This window comes from Nannocystis exedens (assembly GCF_002343915.1).
Classification (GTDB): Bacteria; Myxococcota_A; Polyangia; order Nannocystales; family Nannocystaceae; genus Nannocystis; species Nannocystis exedens.
This window is the reverse complement of record NZ_NETK01000001.1, coordinates 5,550,222-5,567,144: the sequence shown is the minus strand read 5'-3', so window position 1 is coordinate 5,567,144 and position 16,923 is coordinate 5,550,222. Positions and strand designations below refer to the sequence as shown.

Annotated in this window: 12 protein-coding genes and 1 pseudogene; 5 read left to right on the top strand and 8 right to left on the bottom strand. The window is 74.1% G+C overall.

Translation table 11 applies throughout. The annotated features are described in order from the left end of the window. The first annotated feature begins 5 nt into the window (after window positions 1-5). From boxC to NAEX_RS21925, 3 genes and pseudogenes are all read left to right on the top strand, one after another. Window positions 6-1,679, top strand: a complete 1,674-nt coding sequence (gene boxC, locus NAEX_RS21935; RefSeq protein WP_096329427.1) for a 2,3-epoxybenzoyl-CoA dihydrolase — start codon at window positions 6-8, stop codon at window positions 1,677-1,679. Between the two features lie 35 nt (window positions 1,680-1,714). After that, window positions 1,715-3,139 (top strand): annotated as a pseudogene (gene boxB, locus NAEX_RS21930) (benzoyl-CoA 2,3-epoxidase subunit BoxB). 288 nt (window positions 3,140-3,427) lie between these two features. Further along, window positions 3,428-4,201 carry a hypothetical protein gene (locus NAEX_RS21925; RefSeq protein WP_096329426.1) on the top strand — a complete coding sequence of 258 codons (774 nt, stop codon included), beginning with the start codon at window positions 3,428-3,430 and terminating at the stop codon, window positions 4,199-4,201. A 111-nt stretch (window positions 4,202-4,312) separates the two neighbouring features. Here NAEX_RS21925 and NAEX_RS21920 read toward each other — a convergent pair whose 3' ends face one another. The 8 genes from NAEX_RS21920 to NAEX_RS21885 all read right to left on the bottom strand — a co-directional run bounded on the left by NAEX_RS21920 (window position 4,313) and on the right by NAEX_RS21885 (window position 13,732). Then, entirely contained in the window at window positions 4,313-5,002 is a 690-nt protein-coding gene (locus NAEX_RS21920; RefSeq protein WP_096329425.1) for an SDR family NAD(P)-dependent oxidoreductase, read from the bottom strand. 51 nt (window positions 5,003-5,053) lie between these two features. Then, a complete protein-coding gene (locus NAEX_RS21915) occupies window positions 5,054-6,127 on the bottom strand; it encodes a hypothetical protein (protein ID WP_096329424.1) in 1,074 nt (357 codons plus the stop codon). Between the two features lie 18 nt (window positions 6,128-6,145). Further along, window positions 6,146-7,003, bottom strand: coding sequence for a TrmH family RNA methyltransferase (locus NAEX_RS21910; protein ID WP_100792754.1), 858 nt, complete (start codon window positions 7,001-7,003; stop codon window positions 6,146-6,148). Between the two features lie 107 nt (window positions 7,004-7,110). Beyond that, a complete protein-coding gene (locus tag NAEX_RS21905; protein ID WP_096329422.1) occupies window positions 7,111-8,697 on the bottom strand; it encodes a hypothetical protein in 1,587 nt (528 codons plus the stop codon). Between the two features lie 259 nt (window positions 8,698-8,956). After that, window positions 8,957-11,926, bottom strand: coding sequence for a sacsin N-terminal ATP-binding-like domain-containing protein (locus NAEX_RS21900; RefSeq protein WP_096329421.1), 2,970 nt, complete (start codon window positions 11,924-11,926; stop codon window positions 8,957-8,959). Between the two features lie 415 nt (window positions 11,927-12,341). Then, on the bottom strand, window positions 12,342-12,833 hold the full coding sequence (locus NAEX_RS21895) for a PaaI family thioesterase (RefSeq protein ID WP_211302450.1): 492 nt from the start codon (window positions 12,831-12,833) through the stop codon (window positions 12,342-12,344). Beyond that, on the bottom strand, window positions 12,830-13,306 hold the full coding sequence (locus tag NAEX_RS21890) for a PaaI family thioesterase (protein WP_096329420.1): 477 nt from the start codon (window positions 13,304-13,306) through the stop codon (window positions 12,830-12,832). The genes NAEX_RS21895 and NAEX_RS21890 overlap by 4 nt, the downstream gene beginning before the upstream one ends. A gap of 9 nt (window positions 13,307-13,315) precedes the next feature. Then, window positions 13,316-13,732, bottom strand: a complete 417-nt coding sequence (locus NAEX_RS21885) for a sporulation protein (protein ID WP_096329419.1) — start codon at window positions 13,730-13,732, stop codon at window positions 13,316-13,318. Window positions 13,733-14,066: 334 nt separating this feature from the next. Between NAEX_RS21885 and NAEX_RS21880 the strand changes: the two genes are divergently transcribed. Continuing rightward, window positions 14,067-14,870, top strand: a complete 804-nt coding sequence (locus NAEX_RS21880) for a hypothetical protein (protein ID WP_096329418.1) — start codon at window positions 14,067-14,069, stop codon at window positions 14,868-14,870. 90 nt (window positions 14,871-14,960) lie between these two features. Beyond that, a complete protein-coding gene (locus tag NAEX_RS21875) occupies window positions 14,961-16,922 on the top strand; it encodes a HEAT repeat domain-containing protein (RefSeq protein WP_143140219.1) in 1,962 nt (653 codons plus the stop codon). Window position 16,923 lies beyond the last annotated feature (1 nt).

The following is a 16,923-nucleotide window of genomic DNA, read 5'->3' as shown; positions in this document are numbered from 1 at the left end:
CTGCGATGGACGCTTCGCCGCAGCAACACCCCCCCGTCGAGTTCGAGACCGATCCCTCGCGGTACCGCCATTGGCAGGTGCAGTACGACGGCGCGATCGCCAAGGTGCTGATGCGGGTCGACGCCGCCGCCGGTCTGCGCCCCGGTTACGAGCTCAAGCTCAACAGCTACGACCTCGGCGTCGACATCGAGCTGGCCGACATCGTCCGCCGCATGCGCTTCGAGCACCCCGAGGTGCGCACCGTCGTCGTCACCTCGGGCCACGACAACGTGTTCTGCGCCGGCGCCAACATCTTCATGCTCGGCAGCTCGACGCACGCGTGGAAGGTCAACTTCTGCAAGTTCACCAACGAGACGCGCTGCGAGATCGAGGACGCGACCGCCAACAGCGACCAGGTCTACCTCGCCGCGCTCAACGGCACCTGCGCCGGCGGCGGCTACGAGCTCGCGCTGGCGTGCGCCGAGATCTACCTGCAGGACGACGGCAACTCGGCCGTCAGCCTGCCCGAGGTGCCGCTGCTCGGCGTGCTGCCCGGCACCGGCGGCCTCACCCGCGTGGTCGACAAGCGCAAGGTCCGGCGCGACCGCGCCGACATCTTCTGCACCACCGCCGAGGGCGTGCGCGGCAAGCGTGCGCTGCAGTGGGGCCTCGTCGACGCCGTGTTCTCGCGCAGCCGCTTCGAGCAGGAGGTCGCCAAGAAGGCCAAGGCCTCGGCCGAGCGCAAGGTCGAGCTGCGGTCCGGCGAGCGCGTCGGCGTCAAGCTCGGCCCGATCACCCCGGACCGCGGCGAGAACCGCCGCAGCTACCGCCACGTCACCCTGAGCTGGGACCCGGCCGCGCGCACCGCCACGGTCACCGTCCGGGGCCCGAGCGCCGAGGACGTGGCGATCGTCGAGCAGGGCGGCGCCGCCATCCACGCCGCGGGCGATCAGCTGTGGGCGCTCCGGGCCATGCGCGAGCTCGACGACGCGCTGCTGTGGCTGCGGTTCAACCTGCTCGACGTCGGGCTCGTCCTGCTGCGCACCGAGGGCGACGCGGGCCGCGTGCTGGCGCACGACCGGGCGCTGTTCGCCGCCCGCGACCACTGGTTCGTCAACGAGGTGCTGCTGCACATGGCCCGCGTGCTGCGTCGCCTCGACCTGACCAGCCGCTCGTTCTTCGCCCTCGGCGACGGCACCGACTCGGCCTTCGCCGGCTGCCTGCTCGAGCTCGCGCTGGCGGCCGACCGCTTCTACCTGCTCGACGACGAGGACGTGCGCGTCGGCCTCGGCCCCCTGAACTTCGGGGCATTGCCGATGAGCCATGGCCCTTCGCGCCTGTCCGTAAGGCTAGCCGCCGATCCGAGCAAGGTGCAGGAGCTGCGCGAGCGGCAGGAGCTGATGGGCCCCGAGGACGCCGACGACGCCGGCCTCGTCACGGTGCGGCTCGACAAGATCGACTGGGACGACGACACCCGCGTCGCCATCGAGGAGCGCGCCAGCCTGTCGCCCGACGCGCTCACCGGCATGGAGGCCAACCTGCGCTTCGTCGGCGCCGAGAACGACACCAGCAAGATCTTCGCTCGCCTCTCGGCCTGGCAGAATTGGATCTTCATCCGGCCCAACGCCACCGGTCCGGAGGGCGCGCTCAGCCTGTACGGCAAGCCCCAGCGCCCGCACTTCGACCTCAACCGCGTGTAACTACCCCCCGATCGTTTTTGGAGCACCCGGATCCCATGGTCAGCAACAACGTCGACCTCAACGCCAAGATCCCCAACAACGTCGGGCTCGCCGACGACGTGAAGCTGCAGCGCGCGCTCGAGAAGTGGCTGCCCAGCTACCTCGAGTGGTGGAACGACATGGGCCCCTCGGACTTCGCGCAGAAGAACGTCTACCTGCGCACCGCCGTGTCGGTCGACAACGACGGCTGGGCCCACTACGACTACGTCAAGATGCCGGAGTACCGCTAGGGCATCTTCCTCAACCCGCGCCAGGAGGAGTCGCTGATCCGCTGCGGCGACGACGCCGGCAAGGCCGCGTGGCACGAGGTCCCGGGCGAGCACCGCAACGCGCTGCGCCGCATCATCGTCACCCAGGCCGACACCGAGCCGGCCAGCGTCGAGCAGCAGCGCCTGCTCGGCCACACCGCGCCCAGCCTCTACGACATGCGCAACCTGTTCCAGGTCAACGTCGAGGAGGGCCGGCACCTGTGGGCGATGGTCTACCTGCTGCACAAGTACTTCGGCCGCGACGGGCGTGACGAGGCCGACATGCTGCTCGAGCGCCGCAGCGGCGACCCCGACAAGCCGCGGATCCTCGGCGCCTTCAACCAGCCGTGCGACCACTGGCTGAGCTTCTTCGCGTTCACCATGTTCACCGACCGCGACGGCAAGTATCAGCTCGCCGCGCTGGCCCAGAGCGGCTTCGACCCGCTGGCCCGCACGACCGAGTTCATGCTGACCGAGGAGGCGCACCACCTGTTCGTCGGCGAGACCGGCATGGACCGCATCGTCAAGCGCTCGGCCGAGCTGCAGCGCCTCGACCCCAACGGCGACGTGCGCAACCAGGGCGGCATCGACTTCGACCTCATCCAGCGCACGATCAACTACTGGTACACCTACTCGCTCGACCTGTTCGGCGGCGAGATCTCGAGCAACGCCGCCGACTTCTTCGCCACCGGCCTCAAGGGCCGCTACCGCGAGGACAAGTACGAGGAGCACCGCGCCCTCGGCGGCACCTACCGCCTGCCGGTGGTCGAGGACGGCCGCCTCACCGAGCGCGACGTGCCGCTGCGCAACGCCATGAACGAGGTCCTGCGCGACGCCTACGTCCACGACTGCGAGCGCGCGCTCCGCAAGTGGAACCGCACCCTCGAGGAGGCCGGCTCGCCGACGCGGCTGTCGCTCCCGAGCCGCCGCTTCCACCGCCACCAGGGCATCTACGCCGACCACGCCTTCGACCCGAGCGGCAACCTGATCGGCAAGGACGAGTTCGAGAAGCACCGCAGCGAGTGGCTGCTGACCCCGAACGACAACGACTACCTGCTGTCGATCATGAAGCCCGCGCACGAGCCGGGCAAGTTCGCCAACTGGATTGCCCCGCCCACCCGCGGCATCGAGGGCCAGCCGATCGACTTCGAGTACGTCCAGATGCGCGACTGATCCCTCGCCGGCGAGGATGAAGGCGGCCCCGGTTCGGCGAACCGGGGCCGTTCGCGTCTTCGCAGCGCCGCTGCCCGCGAGGACGTGAGGACCGAAAGAGCATGCCCGATCGGACATGTTCTATACAACAGGCACGCCGCAGCCGGCCCGGAGTAGGCTTTCCGGTCCTGTTGCGGGCGCTCCCTGTCGGGGATAGCATGCGCGCATGGCACACCCATGGTGCCTATCGATAGGCTTGACCGCGGCGCTGGCTATCGGCTGCGGCAACGACAGCGACCCCTCGACACATTGACGACGAATCCTACGGCCTCCACGCCGGGGCCGGGGCCGGGGCCGGGATCCGGGCAAGATCCGACCGCGAACCCCGGCGACACGTCGACGACGTCCGACGACACCGGCGGGCCCGTCACCGAGGGACCCCCGACCAGCGGCACGACGACCACGACGACAGACGACCCGACCGACGGCTCGTCCACGGACCGCACGCCGTGCAATCGCTATATCGAGTGCGTCGCGGTCACCAACCCCGGCGGGCTGCTCGACGCCCAGGAGGACTTCGGTGAGGCCAGCGCCTGCTGGACCGGCACGCCGGCCGACGCCGAGCTGTGCATCACGGCGTGCAAGGCCGGGCTCGCGCAGGGCCACGCGCTCGCGCCCGACGAGCCCGCGTGCTTCGAGTGCGCCAGCGACGACGAGTGCGACGTCGGCGGCGGCGAGGCGTGCGTCGAGGGCAACTGCGAGGTCCCGACCCCCGGCGCGGCGGTGCAGCCGATCGGGAACACCTACTGCATCGAATGCCACGTCCAGGGCGGGTCGGCTTCGGGTTGGTTCATCCTCACCGAGGACGTCGCCTACGACAACATCGTCAACCAGCCGGCGCTCGGGGCGCCGCTCCTCCTCGTCGCGCCCGGCGACCACCAGAGCAGCTACCTCTGGCACAGGGTGAACGGCTCGCACCTCGAAGTCGGCGGCAGCGGCCCGCAGATGCCGCCCGGCGCACCGCTGCCGCAGGACGTGATCGACGAGATCGCCGCGTGTCTCGATCAGGGCGCGCCGCCCTGACCGCCGTCTCCGCGGCCGACACCGCCGGCGCGCTGGGCCGCGCCGACGCAGCCCAGCCGCCTGTCTTTACGACCTGTCCCTCGCACCCTGCGCGAAAGACCAGGAGCGACCTCAGGAGCGGCCGTAGACCGGCACGATCGCCCCGCTCGTCACGCCGAGCCCCGGCGACACGAGCGCGTGGATGACCCGGGCGATCTCCGCCGGCTTGGTCCAGCGCGAGAAGTCGGCGTCGGGCATGTCCCTGCGGTTGGTGGGCGTGTCGATGAGGCCCGGGGCGACCGCGTTGACCGTGATGCCCTCCTCGCGCAGCTCCTCGGCGAGCTGGGTGGTGAGCGCGACCACGGCGCCCTTGGACATCGCGTAGGCGCTGATGCCCGCGGTCGGGTGGGCGACCGTGCGGGCGACGGTGTTGACGATCCGGCCGCCCTGCTTGCCGGTCGCGCGGATCTTCGCCACCGCCGCGCGGCTGCACAGGAACGCCGTCACCGCGTTGAGCGTCCACTGGCCCTGCAGCTTGGCGAGGTCGGTGTCCTCGATCTTGGCCCAGGTGAACCCGCCGGCGACGTGGACCGAGGCCCACAGCGCGGGCAGGTCGGCGTAGAGCGCGTTGACGGCCGCCTCCTGGGACAGGTCGACGCGCGGCACGTAGCGCACCCCGGCGACGCGGTCGGCCGGGCCGTCGTCGATCGCCGGGACCACGATGGTCGCGCCGGCGTCGGCCAGCTCCTGTACGACGGCCCCCCCGAGCGCGCCGGCGCCTCCGGTGACGACGATGGTGAGCCCTTCGAGATCGCGCTGCATGCTTGAGAGATCCTTCCTTGTCTCGTTGCTGGTGATGATCTGTCCGAACGGTCAGCCGCGGTGGACGAACACCTTGATCATGTGCCACTCGATCTGGGTGATCTGCTCGGGCGTGGCCTTCATCTCGTTGTCCTCGATCATGCGGCGGATGACCTCGATGACCTCGGCCTCGCTGGTCGGCGGCGCCTTCTCGACCTCCGACAGCTCGTGGCACTGGCTGCACACGCTCTCGTAGGTCTTGCGGGCCACGGCCGGGTCGATCGTCGGCGGCGCGACCGGCTCGGTGGCGACCGTGGGCGCGGCGGCGGGCGGCGGCGCGGCCAGCACGGCCTCGGCCTGCTCGCGCTGCTCGTCCTGGGCGCGGCGCTCCTTGAGCGAGCGCTGCAGGTCGCGCGAGATGGCGATCAGGTACGCGGTGACCTGCCAGCCCTCGAACTCGGAGATCGGCTCGTTGAAGCTGGGCTTGATGACCATGCGGTCGACGGTGCCGACCCAGTCGAGCGGCGAGCGCGGGCGGTCGAGGATCGTCTTGAGGTCGTGGCAGGCGACGCATTTCTTGAGGAGCACCTGCCGGCCCGCTTGCAGCGAGTCGACCGACGAGAGCTCGTCGATCGGCGCCTCCTCGGGCAGCTTGGCCGCCTGCAGCAGCTTCTTCACGCGCTCACGGTTCTCGTCGCCGTAGACGTCGCCCATCTCGCTGGCGAGCGCCATCTCGCGGAACGCGTGCGGCATCGACAGCCCCGCCAGCATGATCGTGCACGCCAGGAGCGACGTCCCCAGCGCCGGCATCCACTCCTCGAGGTGGCGGAAGAACCGCAGGATCACCACCTTGATCATCAGGATGAAGCCGACCCCCATGCCGAGGCACATGTGCGCGACGGTCCGCGCCGGCCACTCGACCTGGTAATTCCACATCCGCGGCACCATCTCGAACATCAAGACGATGTAGATGACGATGTAGAACCACCCGAGCTGCCGGTGCAGCCGCATCAACGACGGCGGCGCGGCGCTCGTGCGCGTGGCTTTGTCGAACGGAAAGCCCCAGAGGTAGTACATCAGGAACACGGCAGCCGTGCCGACGACCAAAAACAGGAGCCCGAGGGAGGCGCTGAGAATGACGTCCATGTCGTTCGCCTGGGCCCATCATAACCCCGGGTCCTGCGCCCCGGCGAGGGCGTACAGCAGGATCGCGGTGGCGGCCGCGACCCCCAGCGAGTCGACGCCCGGACGCATCGGGATCGCGACCTCGTCGTCGCTGACCGCGCGCAACGTCGCCGGCAGCCCCTGACCCTCGCTGCCGACCAGGATCACGAGCCGCGCCGGTCGCACGACCGCGCCCAGGGGCCGCGCCCGCGGACCGGGGGTCGCCGCCAGGACGGTCGCGCCCGCCCGCCGCAGGCGACCGACGACCGCGACGAGGTCGCCGACGCCGGCGATCGCCTGCGCGAACACGTTCCCGGCGGCGGCGCGGATCGCCCGCCGGCTCAGCGGGTCCGCGCCCGCGCGGTCGAGCAGCAGGAGGTCGACGCCGAAGGCCCGCGCGGCGCGGACGATCGCGCCGACGTTGGCCGGATCGCTCAGCCCCTGCGCCAGCGCGATCGTGTACGCCGGCCGCTCGCCCAGCGCGGACAACATGTCCTCCGGGACATCTTCGAAAGCTGTCCCTCGAGCCATGTCGGCCCAGCGCAGCGCCGGCGGCCGCAGCCCGCAGGCCGCGACGCCGCGGTGGAAGTTGAAGCCGACGACCGTGCGCAGCAGCGCCTGCTCGCCGACGTAGACCGGCACCTCCGGGCGGCTGGCCAGGGCCGGGCCGAGGCGCGCGCGGTGGCTCTCGGTCGTCAGCACCGAGGCGACCGGGTACGGGCTCCGCAGCAGGCGCTCGACCACCAGCTCGCTCTCTGCGATGAAGCGGCGCGGGTCGGGGCGGTGGCCGAGCGCCTCCAGCTCGCGGTAGTCGGCGAGGCGCGGGTCGTCGGGGTCGTCGACGCGGACCGGGGTCATCACCGGCCTTGTAACAGCCGGTGCCAGGTCCGCACCGGGTCGCCGGACCCGTCATCCCCGGCCTCGCAACCGCCGGTGCCAGGTCCGCACCCGGGTCGCCGGACCCGTCATCCCCGGCCTTGCAACAGCCGGTGCCAGGTCCGCACCCACGTCGCCCGGCTCGCCGTTCCCGGCATGCCGCTGCCGGCAAGCAGCGCGACGCAGGCCGGGAAGACCCACGCCTCGCCGGTCTCGGCGGCGGCGATCGCCGCGCGCACGTCCGGGTGCTCGCGGCCGAGGTACAGGGTGGCCGGCTCGCCGGTCACCCGCGGCGAACCGGCCCCGGCGCACAGCTCGACGCGCTCGGGCGCCCCGGCGCCGCCGCGGACGGCCGCACGCAGGCTCGCCAGGAATTGCCGCTCGGCCGACGACAGCGCCGACTCCGGCAAGGGCCGCCGCGCCCCGCCGAAGGCTTGCCAGAGCCGCCGCCAACCGCGCGCCAGGTTGGCCGAGATCGGCATGCGCTCGTTTCCGCGCGGTGGCGGCGAGCGGAACCGCAACTGCAGCAGCTCGGCGAGGATCCCGCGGTCGGCGGTGCCGAGAAGGAGGACGGGCGGGCCGGGCAGCGCGAATTCGTCCGGGTTCTGCTCGGGGTCGAGGGCGAAGGCCGGCTCGGGGCGGGCCAGCGCGGGCAGGCTCTCGATCGCCAGCCAGCGCCGCTCGTCGCGGCTCACCAGCGCCGGCACCACCGGCAGCGCCAGCACCTCGGCCGCGCGCCGACGCGAGCGCAGCGCCTGCAGCAGCAGGTGCAGCACCCGCGCCTGGCTGACGGCGGGCAAGCTGGCCGAGCGCGCGCCGGTCGCCAACATCAACTGCACGCCGGCGTCGACGATCGCCTCGAGCGCGGGCGCGATCGCCTCGCGCAGGTCGGCCGCGGTCGCGGCCGGGGTCAGCTCGCCGGCGGCGAACTTGTCGGCCAGCTCGACCACCGCCTCGAAGCAGGGCGCGCGCGTGACCCCGACGTGGGTCGACACCACCCCGTGGACGAGCAGCCAGATCCGCGCCGGCTCGCCGCGGTGGGCCAGGGCCACGCTGCCGCGCAGCTTGAACTGCGGCAGCTCGAGCTCGGCGCGCGCGAGGTAGCGGCGCAGGCCGTCGCTGACGTCGGTCCCGTCGACGCGGACCGCCGCCGGCGCGAAGCGGGCGACGTCGGCCAGGTACGTGCGCGCGCGGGCCGGCTCGAGCTCGGCGCCGCGGACCGTGAACTCGGTCCCGCGGCCGCCGGACGGATCTGCACCTTCGGACAGGTTGGCGCGGCCCTGCCCGGCGAACTCGAGCCGGCGCACCAGCCCGTGCGAGCGCGCGACGACCTCGACCCGTCCCGGGCGCAGCGCCGGCAGGGCCAGCAGCGCCAGCGCGCCGGCCTGCTCGAGCGCGAGCAGGGCCCGGTGGCGCCGCTCGGCCTGGACCCCGGCGTCGAGCAGGTCGGTCAGCGCCAGCAGCAGCTCGCGCCCGATCGCCGCCCCGTCGTCGCGCACGCGCACCGAGGCCCGCCCGAGCTCGACCTCGACCGTGCGCGCCCCCGCCGACAGCGACCGCCGCACCAGCTCCGCCGGTAGCTGCCACGGCCCCTGCAGCTGCGCCGACGCCAGCTTGCGCAGCTCGGCCTCGATGTCGATCGCCAGCAGCTGGCGCAGGTCGACCGTCTCGCTCACGCCGACCTCCGCGACCAGTTTTTGACAGCATGGCGTCCGGATCTGCCCCGAAGGACATCTCCCGCGCGCGCCACGTCGCCCCGGTCCGGCGACGCGACCCTCGACATGTCCCGAAGGACACCTCCAGTCTTCGCCTCGCCGTCGCCCCCGCGCGGCCGCGCCACCGACATGTCCCGAGGGACGTCCTCGGTCCTCGCCGCTCCGCACGGGCCTCGCCGGGCGCCCCTCGACATGTCCCGAGGGCCATCTCTCCGCACGCTCACGCCGGCCTCCCGCGGGCCGCCTCGTGGACCGCCTCGCGGGCCGCCTCGCGGAGCAGCCGGGCGGTGCGTTCGGGGCCGAGGTCGAGGCGGTCGAGCAGGTAGTCGAGGGCCGCGAACACGGCGGCGGCGGGGCGGGCGGCCAGCACCCCGGCGGCGTCCTGCAGCCACGGGTTCTGGGCCCCGACCACCACCACCCTGCGGCCCCGCAGCGGCGACTTGCGCAGGCGGAGCGGCGCCAGGTCGAGGCTGCGCAGCTCCTCGGTGCCCAGCGAAGCGCTGGCGAGCACCTGCCACGGCTCGCCCGACGCCGTCAGCCGCGCGCTCACGGCCTTCAGCAGCGCCGTCTCGCCGGCGGTGGCCAAGAGCGCGTCCCACAGGTCGAGGTCGGTCGCGCCGAGGGCGTCGGCCACCGCGCGGGCCTCGGGGCGCTCCTCGTCGAGCACCGCCGCGTCGCCGGCCAGCGCGTCGACGGCCAGCGGTGGGCGCCGGCGCGTGCGGTAGAGCCGGCCGCGCGCGGCCAGCCGCTTGGCCTGCGACAGCGACAGCGCCCCGCCGGCGGCCGTCGGCACCAGCGGCCGCTCGAACACCGCCGGCACCGCCTGGAACACCTCCGGCTGCTGCAGCGCCCCCTGCAGCAGCCGCGACAGGTCGCCGCTGGCGTCGAGCGCCACCCGCCGGCGGGTCCGCTCGCGCAGCAGCCCGAACAGCGCCACCGCGAACAGCGCCGCCGCCCCGACGGCCAGCCCCCACGGCGCCAGCGCCCGCTGCCGCGACATGCCCGTTCCGACATGCTCCAAAGAACCTGCCCCGACGGCCATCTCGGGCTGCGCGTCGACCGACGCGGCCGGCGCCGGTTCGGCGCTCGTGTCGGCCGCGTCCGGCGCATCCGTGGTCTCGGCGGCCGCGTCGAGCTCGCCGGGTTCGCTCGGCCCGCCGGGCGTGCCGAGGGCGATCCCCGTGCTCGCGTCGGCCACCGCCCACTCGCCGTCCTGCCCGCGGTACTCGGCCCACGCGTGCAGCCACGGGTTCACCCGCCCGTCCTGGCCGACGAACCCGATCGCCAGCCGCGACTCGACCCCGGCCTCCTGCAGCAGCGCCGTCAGCAGCCCGTTCTGCACGTCGCAGTCGCCTTGCCCGATCTCGAGCGCGCGGGCGATGAAGTGCTCCCCGGCCAGCGCCCGGTGCTGCGCCGCCACCTCCGGCGCCGTGCTGTAGGCCACCAGCTCGCGGGTCAGCCGGGTCAGCGCCGACACGCGCGCGGCGATCGACTTCCCGCGCAGCGCTCGGGCCTCGCGGCGCACGTCGGGCGGCAGCAGCCCCGACGACGCCGGCCGCGTCGGCCGGTCCGCCGGCGCCGGCGCCGTGCGGTACACCAGCGTCGCCTCCGACGGCGCCGCCAGCACCAGCAGCGCCTCGCCGTCGGCCCCGACCTGCAGCGCCGCCGGCGTGCCCTCGGGGTGGTCGGCGTCGACGAGCGCCGCGCTGCCCGCGACCACCCGGTGGCCCGTCGGCACCGGCACCCGCATCGGCCCGGCCGGCGCGCCGAGGCGCAGCTCGACCTCCGGGCACACCTGTCCCTCGGAACATGTCGTGAAGACGTAGTCGCCGCGCGGCTCGGGCGCGCGGGCCTCGGCCGTGTCGCCCAGGCGGGTGAACAGCAGCGCGGCGAAGTGCAGGCGCAGGTCGGCCGGGCGGAACGTCAGCGGCGGCTCGCGGGCGCCGGCGCCGGTGAGCACGTCGACCTGCGGCCCGCGGTAGCGCGCGGCCAGGTCGGCGTAGCGGGCCGGCAGGTTGGCGCTGGCCGTTTCGCCATGTCCGATAGGTCCTGTCCCGTAGGACATCCCCGACGCGGACCGGAAGCGGGTCCACACGCGGTCGCCCCACATCGCGTAGGCGGCCCCGCCGGCCAGCGCCGCGCCGAGCAGCGCGGCCAGGAACATGCGCACCGCCAGCGAGCGGCGGACCAGGTCGCGCAGCCCGGCCCACGGGCGCTGCCACCACGGCAGCGGGCGGGCCGCGTCGAGCTGGCGGGCGATCAGGCCCTCGAGCTCGCGCTGGGCCAGGTCGACCAGGCGGCGCAGCGCCTTGTTGTCGCGGGCGTCGGAGCGCGACAGCATCAGCTCGAGCGCGTCGCTCTCGAGCAGCGCCTGCGGGGCCAGCCGGCCGGGCAGCTCGGTGAAGTGGACGCGGCTGTTGTCGGTGCTGCGGCCGCCCGCGACCACGAAGTCGGCCAGCGACGCGGCGGAGCGGACCCTGAGCCCGCGCGAGAACAGCTCGACCCGCGCCGCCTCGCCGAGCGCCACCACCCCGCGCACCCGCCCGCGGCGGAAGCTCGCGCTCGGGGCCGGCAGCGCGAACGGCTTGTTCACCTTGCGCCCGTTGACCGTCACGATCAGCGGCCGCTCGGGGTCGTCGCGGGTCGCCAAAAAGCGCGCGTTCTGGAACGCCGCGTCGAACACCCGCCGCTCGAGCGCCTCGTCGACCGCCGCCCGCTCGAGCTCGATCTCCGTGCCCGGCAGGCTCGGCGGCGTCGTCCGCCGGGCCGTCGACAGGTCGCCGTCGAGCTCGAGCGCCCACGCGCCCGACCTGTCCTCCGGGTCAGGTGAGTTCGGGTCGGGCCGGCGCGCGCGCGAGCGGATGGCGATCCGCTCCGGCTCGAAGCGCAGCACCGACCAGAAGCCGACGCCGAAGCGGCCGACCTGGTCGCGCCGCGACTCCTTGCTCGAGGCGTACAGCGCGAACAAGTAGCGGCGCGCGTGGGCGAAGGTCATGCCCTCGCCGTCGTCGCGGCAGCGCAGCACCCACCGCCCGCCGCGGGCCTCGCAGGTAAATTCGACCTTCGTCGCCCCGGCGTCGCGGGCGTTCTGCAGCAGCTCGCGCACGAACACCCACGGGTCGGGCCCGTAGCGCTCGGCCTCGGCGCGCGCGCGGGCGCGGAACTCGGACCCGGGCGACGCGCTGGTCATCCTGCGGCCTCGAGCCGGCCGTGGTGCGTCGGGGACACGGCAGCAGTGTACCGGCTGGCGCGGCCGGGACGAGCGCGCTTGTTTTCATGCGGGCGCCAGGGCGCGCGGCGGCGGCTCGGGCCGGGCGCGGCCCTCGTGGCTGCGGACCGGGGAGCGCGCCCGGCGACGGCGCCTGCGGCCGGAGGACGCGCGAGCCGGGGCGCGGCCGTCCTGGCTGCGGACCAGGGACGGCGCTCGCGCCGAGGCGCGAGCTCGACGCGGCCCGAGCAGGGCCGCTGCGGACCAGGGCGACGCTGCACGCGGCGAGGCGAGGCGCGAGCTCGACGCGGCCCCGGGCCGAGCACTCGCGGGCGCGCGGCCACGCTTTCGCGCCGCGGGCACTGCGGCCAGGCCCGTGCCCGCGCCGCAGCGCGGCTCAGCTCTCGAGCTTCGCCGGCTCCTCGTCGCTGTGCACCAGAAAGTGCGCGCTGGCCACCGCGATCGGGCGCGAGCGGTCGTCCTGCCAGGCCTCGACGCGGACGTTGGTCACGCGGCGGCCCTGGCGGGTCGGCATGCCGCGCGCGAACGTGTCGACCGGGCGACCGGAGCGCAGGTACTCCACGGTGAGACCGATCGTCCGCGGCGTCGCCGACAGCGCGCTCTCCCAGAGCAGCTGGAAGATCGCCGTCGACTCGAGCAACGCGCACAGGGCCCCGCCGTGCAGCGCCGGCAGCACCGGGTTGCCGATCAGGTGCTCGCCGAACCGCATCACCCCGAGCAATTCGCCCGCGTGCGGGCCGTCGGGCGCCAGCAGCAGCGAGATCCCCATCGTCTGCGCGTACGGCACCGCCGCCGCCAGACGGCCCGGGTCGCCGGCCGCGCGGGCCTCCGCGATCGCCTGTCGCAGCCACGGATGGGTGGTGCTCACGCGGCCCCCTCCGTGCGGCTGGTCGTGCGCGTGCCGAGCATGAAGGTCCCGGCGCTGGTGGCGATCGGGTCGTCCTCGCTGTCGAGGAACGCGACCCCGCGGACGAACGCGACGTGGCGCGTGACCTTGTAGCAGTGGGCGCGGGCGATCACGCCGCGGCCGGGCGCGGCCGGCTTGAGGTAATCGATGCGCAGGTCGAGCGTGGCGATCGCCATCGGCTTGCGCAGCGCCTGGAACACCGCGGCGCCGCAGCAGGCGTCCATCAGCGCCGAGATCGCCCCGCCGTGCAGCACCCCGGTCTCGGGGTTGCCGACCAGGCGGAGGTCGTAGGGCAGGAAGATCTCGGCCCGGCCCTCGCTCACCGCCCGGAGCTCGAGCCCGAGCGCGTTGTTGTGGGGCACGGCCCGCATGAAGCGCTGGCCGAGCTCGCGCAGGCGGGCCAGCTCTTCGGCGTCGAGTCGCTCGTCGGACATCGATCGTGGTTATGCCACGACCTCGACCGGCACGGCGTGCTTGGGGTTGAGCCCGGGGATCTCGGTCTCGGCGATGAGCACGTAGCGCAGGTTCTCCGCGTTCGGCGCCAGGTCGGCCGGCAGCGTGAGGACGACCGGCAGCTCGAGCTGCTCGTCCTTGCCGAGCATCCGTCCGCCGAGCGGGATGGTCACGCTCGCGTGCTGCTGCCAGAACGCGAAGTCGCCGCGGCCCTGCGCGGTGTACACCATGCGCTCCTCGTCGAAGTGCAGACGCACGTCCTGGACCGCGACGTCGTAGTCCCCACCGCGCAACATCACGGTGGCGTGCAGCTCGGCGCCGGGCCGCACCGGCGCGTCGACCTTCGTCAGCTCGATGGTCGCCTTGCCGATCCCCACGATGCTCTTGAGTCGGTCCAGGATCTCCATGCCTGGCACTTAGCCGAACCCGGGTCGCGCGGCACGTGAATCTCGGTTCATACGCTGCGCCGCCGCGCGGCCCGTCCGCCGGCTTTCACCGGCGACAGCGAGTGGGTGGCCCGGTGTGGGTCGGCGCCGCTGGCCTCGCTGCGCTGGCGCGCTCGCGCGGGCGAGACGGAGCACTCGTCGTGTTCTTCCGAGGTCCGCCGAGGGCGTGCCGCGAGCGGCGGCCGAGCTCGGTGGACCGTGCTCCTCGCGGCCGTCTTCGGCCGTCACGGGTCACTGTGGCCCGGTCCGTTTCCTTGAGCGGTCGGCCGGCCCGCGCTAAAAGCTGAGCTGCGCCATGCGTGCAATCACTCCTGTCCTGCTCGGCCTGTGCCTCCTCGGCGTCGCGTGTAACCGGTCGCGCTCGGACGCGGACGCCTCGGCGCCCCCCGACACCGCCGCTGCCAACACCGTCGCCAGCGGCCCGGGGAACGACCCATGCGCCGTCTACATCGAGCGGGTGGCCCCGGGCGTGCGCTGCGCCGCCGTCGACGACGCGCATTGCACCTGCGAGCTGGTCGCGGCTGCGAGCGCGCCGGCGCCCGAAGCCGCCGCGAATTCGAGCAGCGCTAGCGGCGCACCCGCCTCGCCGCCGACCGACACGGCGGTGGCCAACCTCGAATTCGCCAAGGGTCCGCAGAACACGATCGTGCAGTGCGTGAGCGGCCCGTGTCCGACGCGCTCGGCCGACTTCATCACCGGCGTCTACCCGCCGATCCCGATCCCCGCCGGCGGCGCCACCGTGCAGCTCGAGTTCCGGGCGATGCACTACAAGCCCTACGTCGGCACCTACAACCTCGTGCCCGGCCGCAACTACATCCAGTTCGCGCTCGAGCGAGAGTTCGGCGCCCCCGAGAGCGCCGTGTTCCAGTTCGAGGGCGCCCCCCCCGGCACCACCGTCGAGTGCGTCAGCGGGCCGTGCGTCAACAACAAGGCCTACACGGTCGACAAGTTCCCCGAGATCCCGCTCAAGGACGACGGCGCGACCTTGCTGCTCCGCTTCAACGCCCCCGGTTACCGCACCGCGATGACCTCGTTCCAGGTCCGCCGCGGCCCCAACGCGGTGCCCGTGCTGATGGAGAAGGCGCCGCTCGGCAAGTGAGCGCGAGCGTCGGTCGGGGCAGTGACTCGGCCCGCCATCGCTTATGCTTCGCCGCCCATGGCGACCCGACCGACCGCTCCGGCTGAGCCCGTGACCGAGCGCCCCGACGCCGCCTCGCGCGAGCCCGCCGGCGAGCGCCGCGAGCCTGCGACCGTGAGCGAGACCGGCGAGCCCGCGGCCGCCCTCTCGCCCGAGCGCCGCGAGCAGCTCGCGCGCGCCGTCGCCGACCCCGGCTTCACGCCCGGCCGCCACGACCTGCGCGACGTCGTCGAGCTGCTGGGCGAGGACGAGGACCTCGCCGTCCACGTCGAGCGGGCCCTCCTGCGCGCCGGCGCGGCCGCGAGCCCCGCCCTCTTGCGCCGCTTGCCCACGGCCGAGCCGCCGCTGCGCCCGCGCCTCGTCCGCGTCCTCGGCCGCCTGCCCGCCGACCCCGCCGTCGAGATGTCTTTAAAAACATGTCTCGACGACCATGACCCGAAGACCAGGAGAAACGCGATCGGCGCCCTCGGCAAGCGCGGCGGCCCCGGCGTCGCCGCGGCCCTGCTCGCCCGCGCCCGCGCCGAGACCTCGCTGCCGCACCTGCGCAGCCTGGTCGAGGCGCTCGGCAAGGTCGGCGACGCCGACGCCCTCACCTGGCTCGAAGCGCTCGCGACGGACGACCCGGAGCTGCAGCGGCTGACCGCGCGGGCCCGCCTGATGCTGGGCCGCAGCCTCGGCCGCGGCGAGTCCGGCTCGGCGATCGACCTCGACGCCGTCGCCGCCGAGCCGCGCCCGCTGGTGCTCGGCTGCCGCCCCGGCCTCGAGCCGCTGCTGGTCGACGCCCTCGGCCCCGCCTTCGCCCCGCGCCCGCTGGGCCCCGGCCGCGTCGCCGCCACCCTCCGCGGCCCGCTGCGCGACCTCCTCGCCGTCCGCCTGTGGACCGAGGTCGGCCTGCCGCTGCAGCCCCTGTCCCGCGGGACAGATCTGCCCGCGACCATCGCCGCCCTGCTGACCGGCCCCGAAGCCCGCCTGGTCTTCAAGACATATACCAAAGGACAGGTCCGCTACCGCCTCGCCTGGGCCCGCGGCGGCCACCGCCGCGCCCTCGTCTGGCAGGTCGCCGCCGCCGCCGCCGCGCTGTGGCCCGAGCTGGTCAACGACCCGCGCGAGACGACCTGGGAGGTCGTGGTCGACGACGCGGGCCCGCAGATCCGCGCCGAGCTGCGCCCGCGTCGCTGGAGCGCGATCGACAGGCCGGGCGAAGAACCTCCGCCCTCTCGCAGCACCGATCGCGAACCCGCGCCCCCTCGCAACACCACCGACCGCGAACCCGCGCCCTCTCGCAACACCACCGACCGCGAACCCGCGCCCCCTCGCAAGACCACCGACCGCGAGCCCGCGCCCCCTCGCAACACCACCGACCGCGAGCCCGCGACCTCTCGCCACCGCAGCGGCGCCGGCGAGCCATCCGATCCCACCGACGACAGGCCCGCGCTCGAGTCCGCCGACCCGCGATTTTCCTACCGCAGCGGCGACGTCCCCGCCGCCTCGCACCCGACGATCGCCGCCGCCCTCGCGCGGCTCGCCGAGGTCCGCCCCGACGACGTCGTCTGGGACCCGTTCGTCGGCTCCGGCCTCGAGCTGTGCGAGCGCGGCCTGCTCGGTCCGGCGGCCGCGCTCCTCGGCACCGACCTCGACCCACGCGCCCTCGCCGTCGCCGCCACCAACCTGCGCAACGCCGGCCTCCGCGGCGACCTCACCCAGGCCGACGCCACCACCCACCGGCCGGCCGGCGTCACCCTGATCGTCACCAACCCGCCGATGGGCCGGCGCGTCCATCGCGGCGACGTCGGGCCGCTGCTGACCGCCTTCGTCGCCAACGCCGCGGCCGTCCTGGTCCCCGGCGGCCGGCTCGCGTGGATCTCGCCGCTCGCGCGGGTGACCGACCCGGCCCTCCAGGCGGCCGGCCTGGTCCTGCGCCGCTCGCTCACCCTCGACATGGGCGGCTTCGTGGGCCAGCTCCAGCGCTGGGACAAGCCGCTGCGCCCGCCGGGCCGCCGCGGCCGCCGCTGAC

Coding starts and splice junctions, on each gene's coding strand:
- NAEX_RS21910 (WP_100792754.1), bottom strand. CDS start 7,003: ATGACCCCGGTCCGCGTCGACGACCCCGACGACCCGCGCCTCGCCGAC.
- boxC (WP_096329427.1), top strand. CDS start 6: ATGGACGCTTCGCCGCAGCAACACCCCCCCGTCGAGTTCGAGACCGAT.
- NAEX_RS21890 (WP_096329420.1), bottom strand. CDS start 13,306: ATGTCCGACGAGCGACTCGACGCCGAAGAGCTGGCCCGCCTGCGCGAG.
- NAEX_RS21915 (WP_096329424.1), bottom strand. CDS start 6,127: ATGGACGTCATTCTCAGCGCCTCCCTCGGGCTCCTGTTTTTGGTCGTC.
- NAEX_RS21880 (WP_096329418.1), top strand. CDS start 14,067: ATGCGTGCAATCACTCCTGTCCTGCTCGGCCTGTGCCTCCTCGGCGTC.
- NAEX_RS21920 (WP_096329425.1), bottom strand. CDS start 5,002: ATGCAGCGCGATCTCGAAGGGCTCACCATCGTCGTCACCGGAGGCGCC.
- NAEX_RS21900 (WP_096329421.1), bottom strand. CDS start 11,926: ATGACCAGCGCGTCGCCCGGGTCCGAGTTCCGCGCCCGCGCGCGCGCC.
- NAEX_RS21885 (WP_096329419.1), bottom strand. CDS start 13,732: ATGGAGATCCTGGACCGACTCAAGAGCATCGTGGGGATCGGCAAGGCG.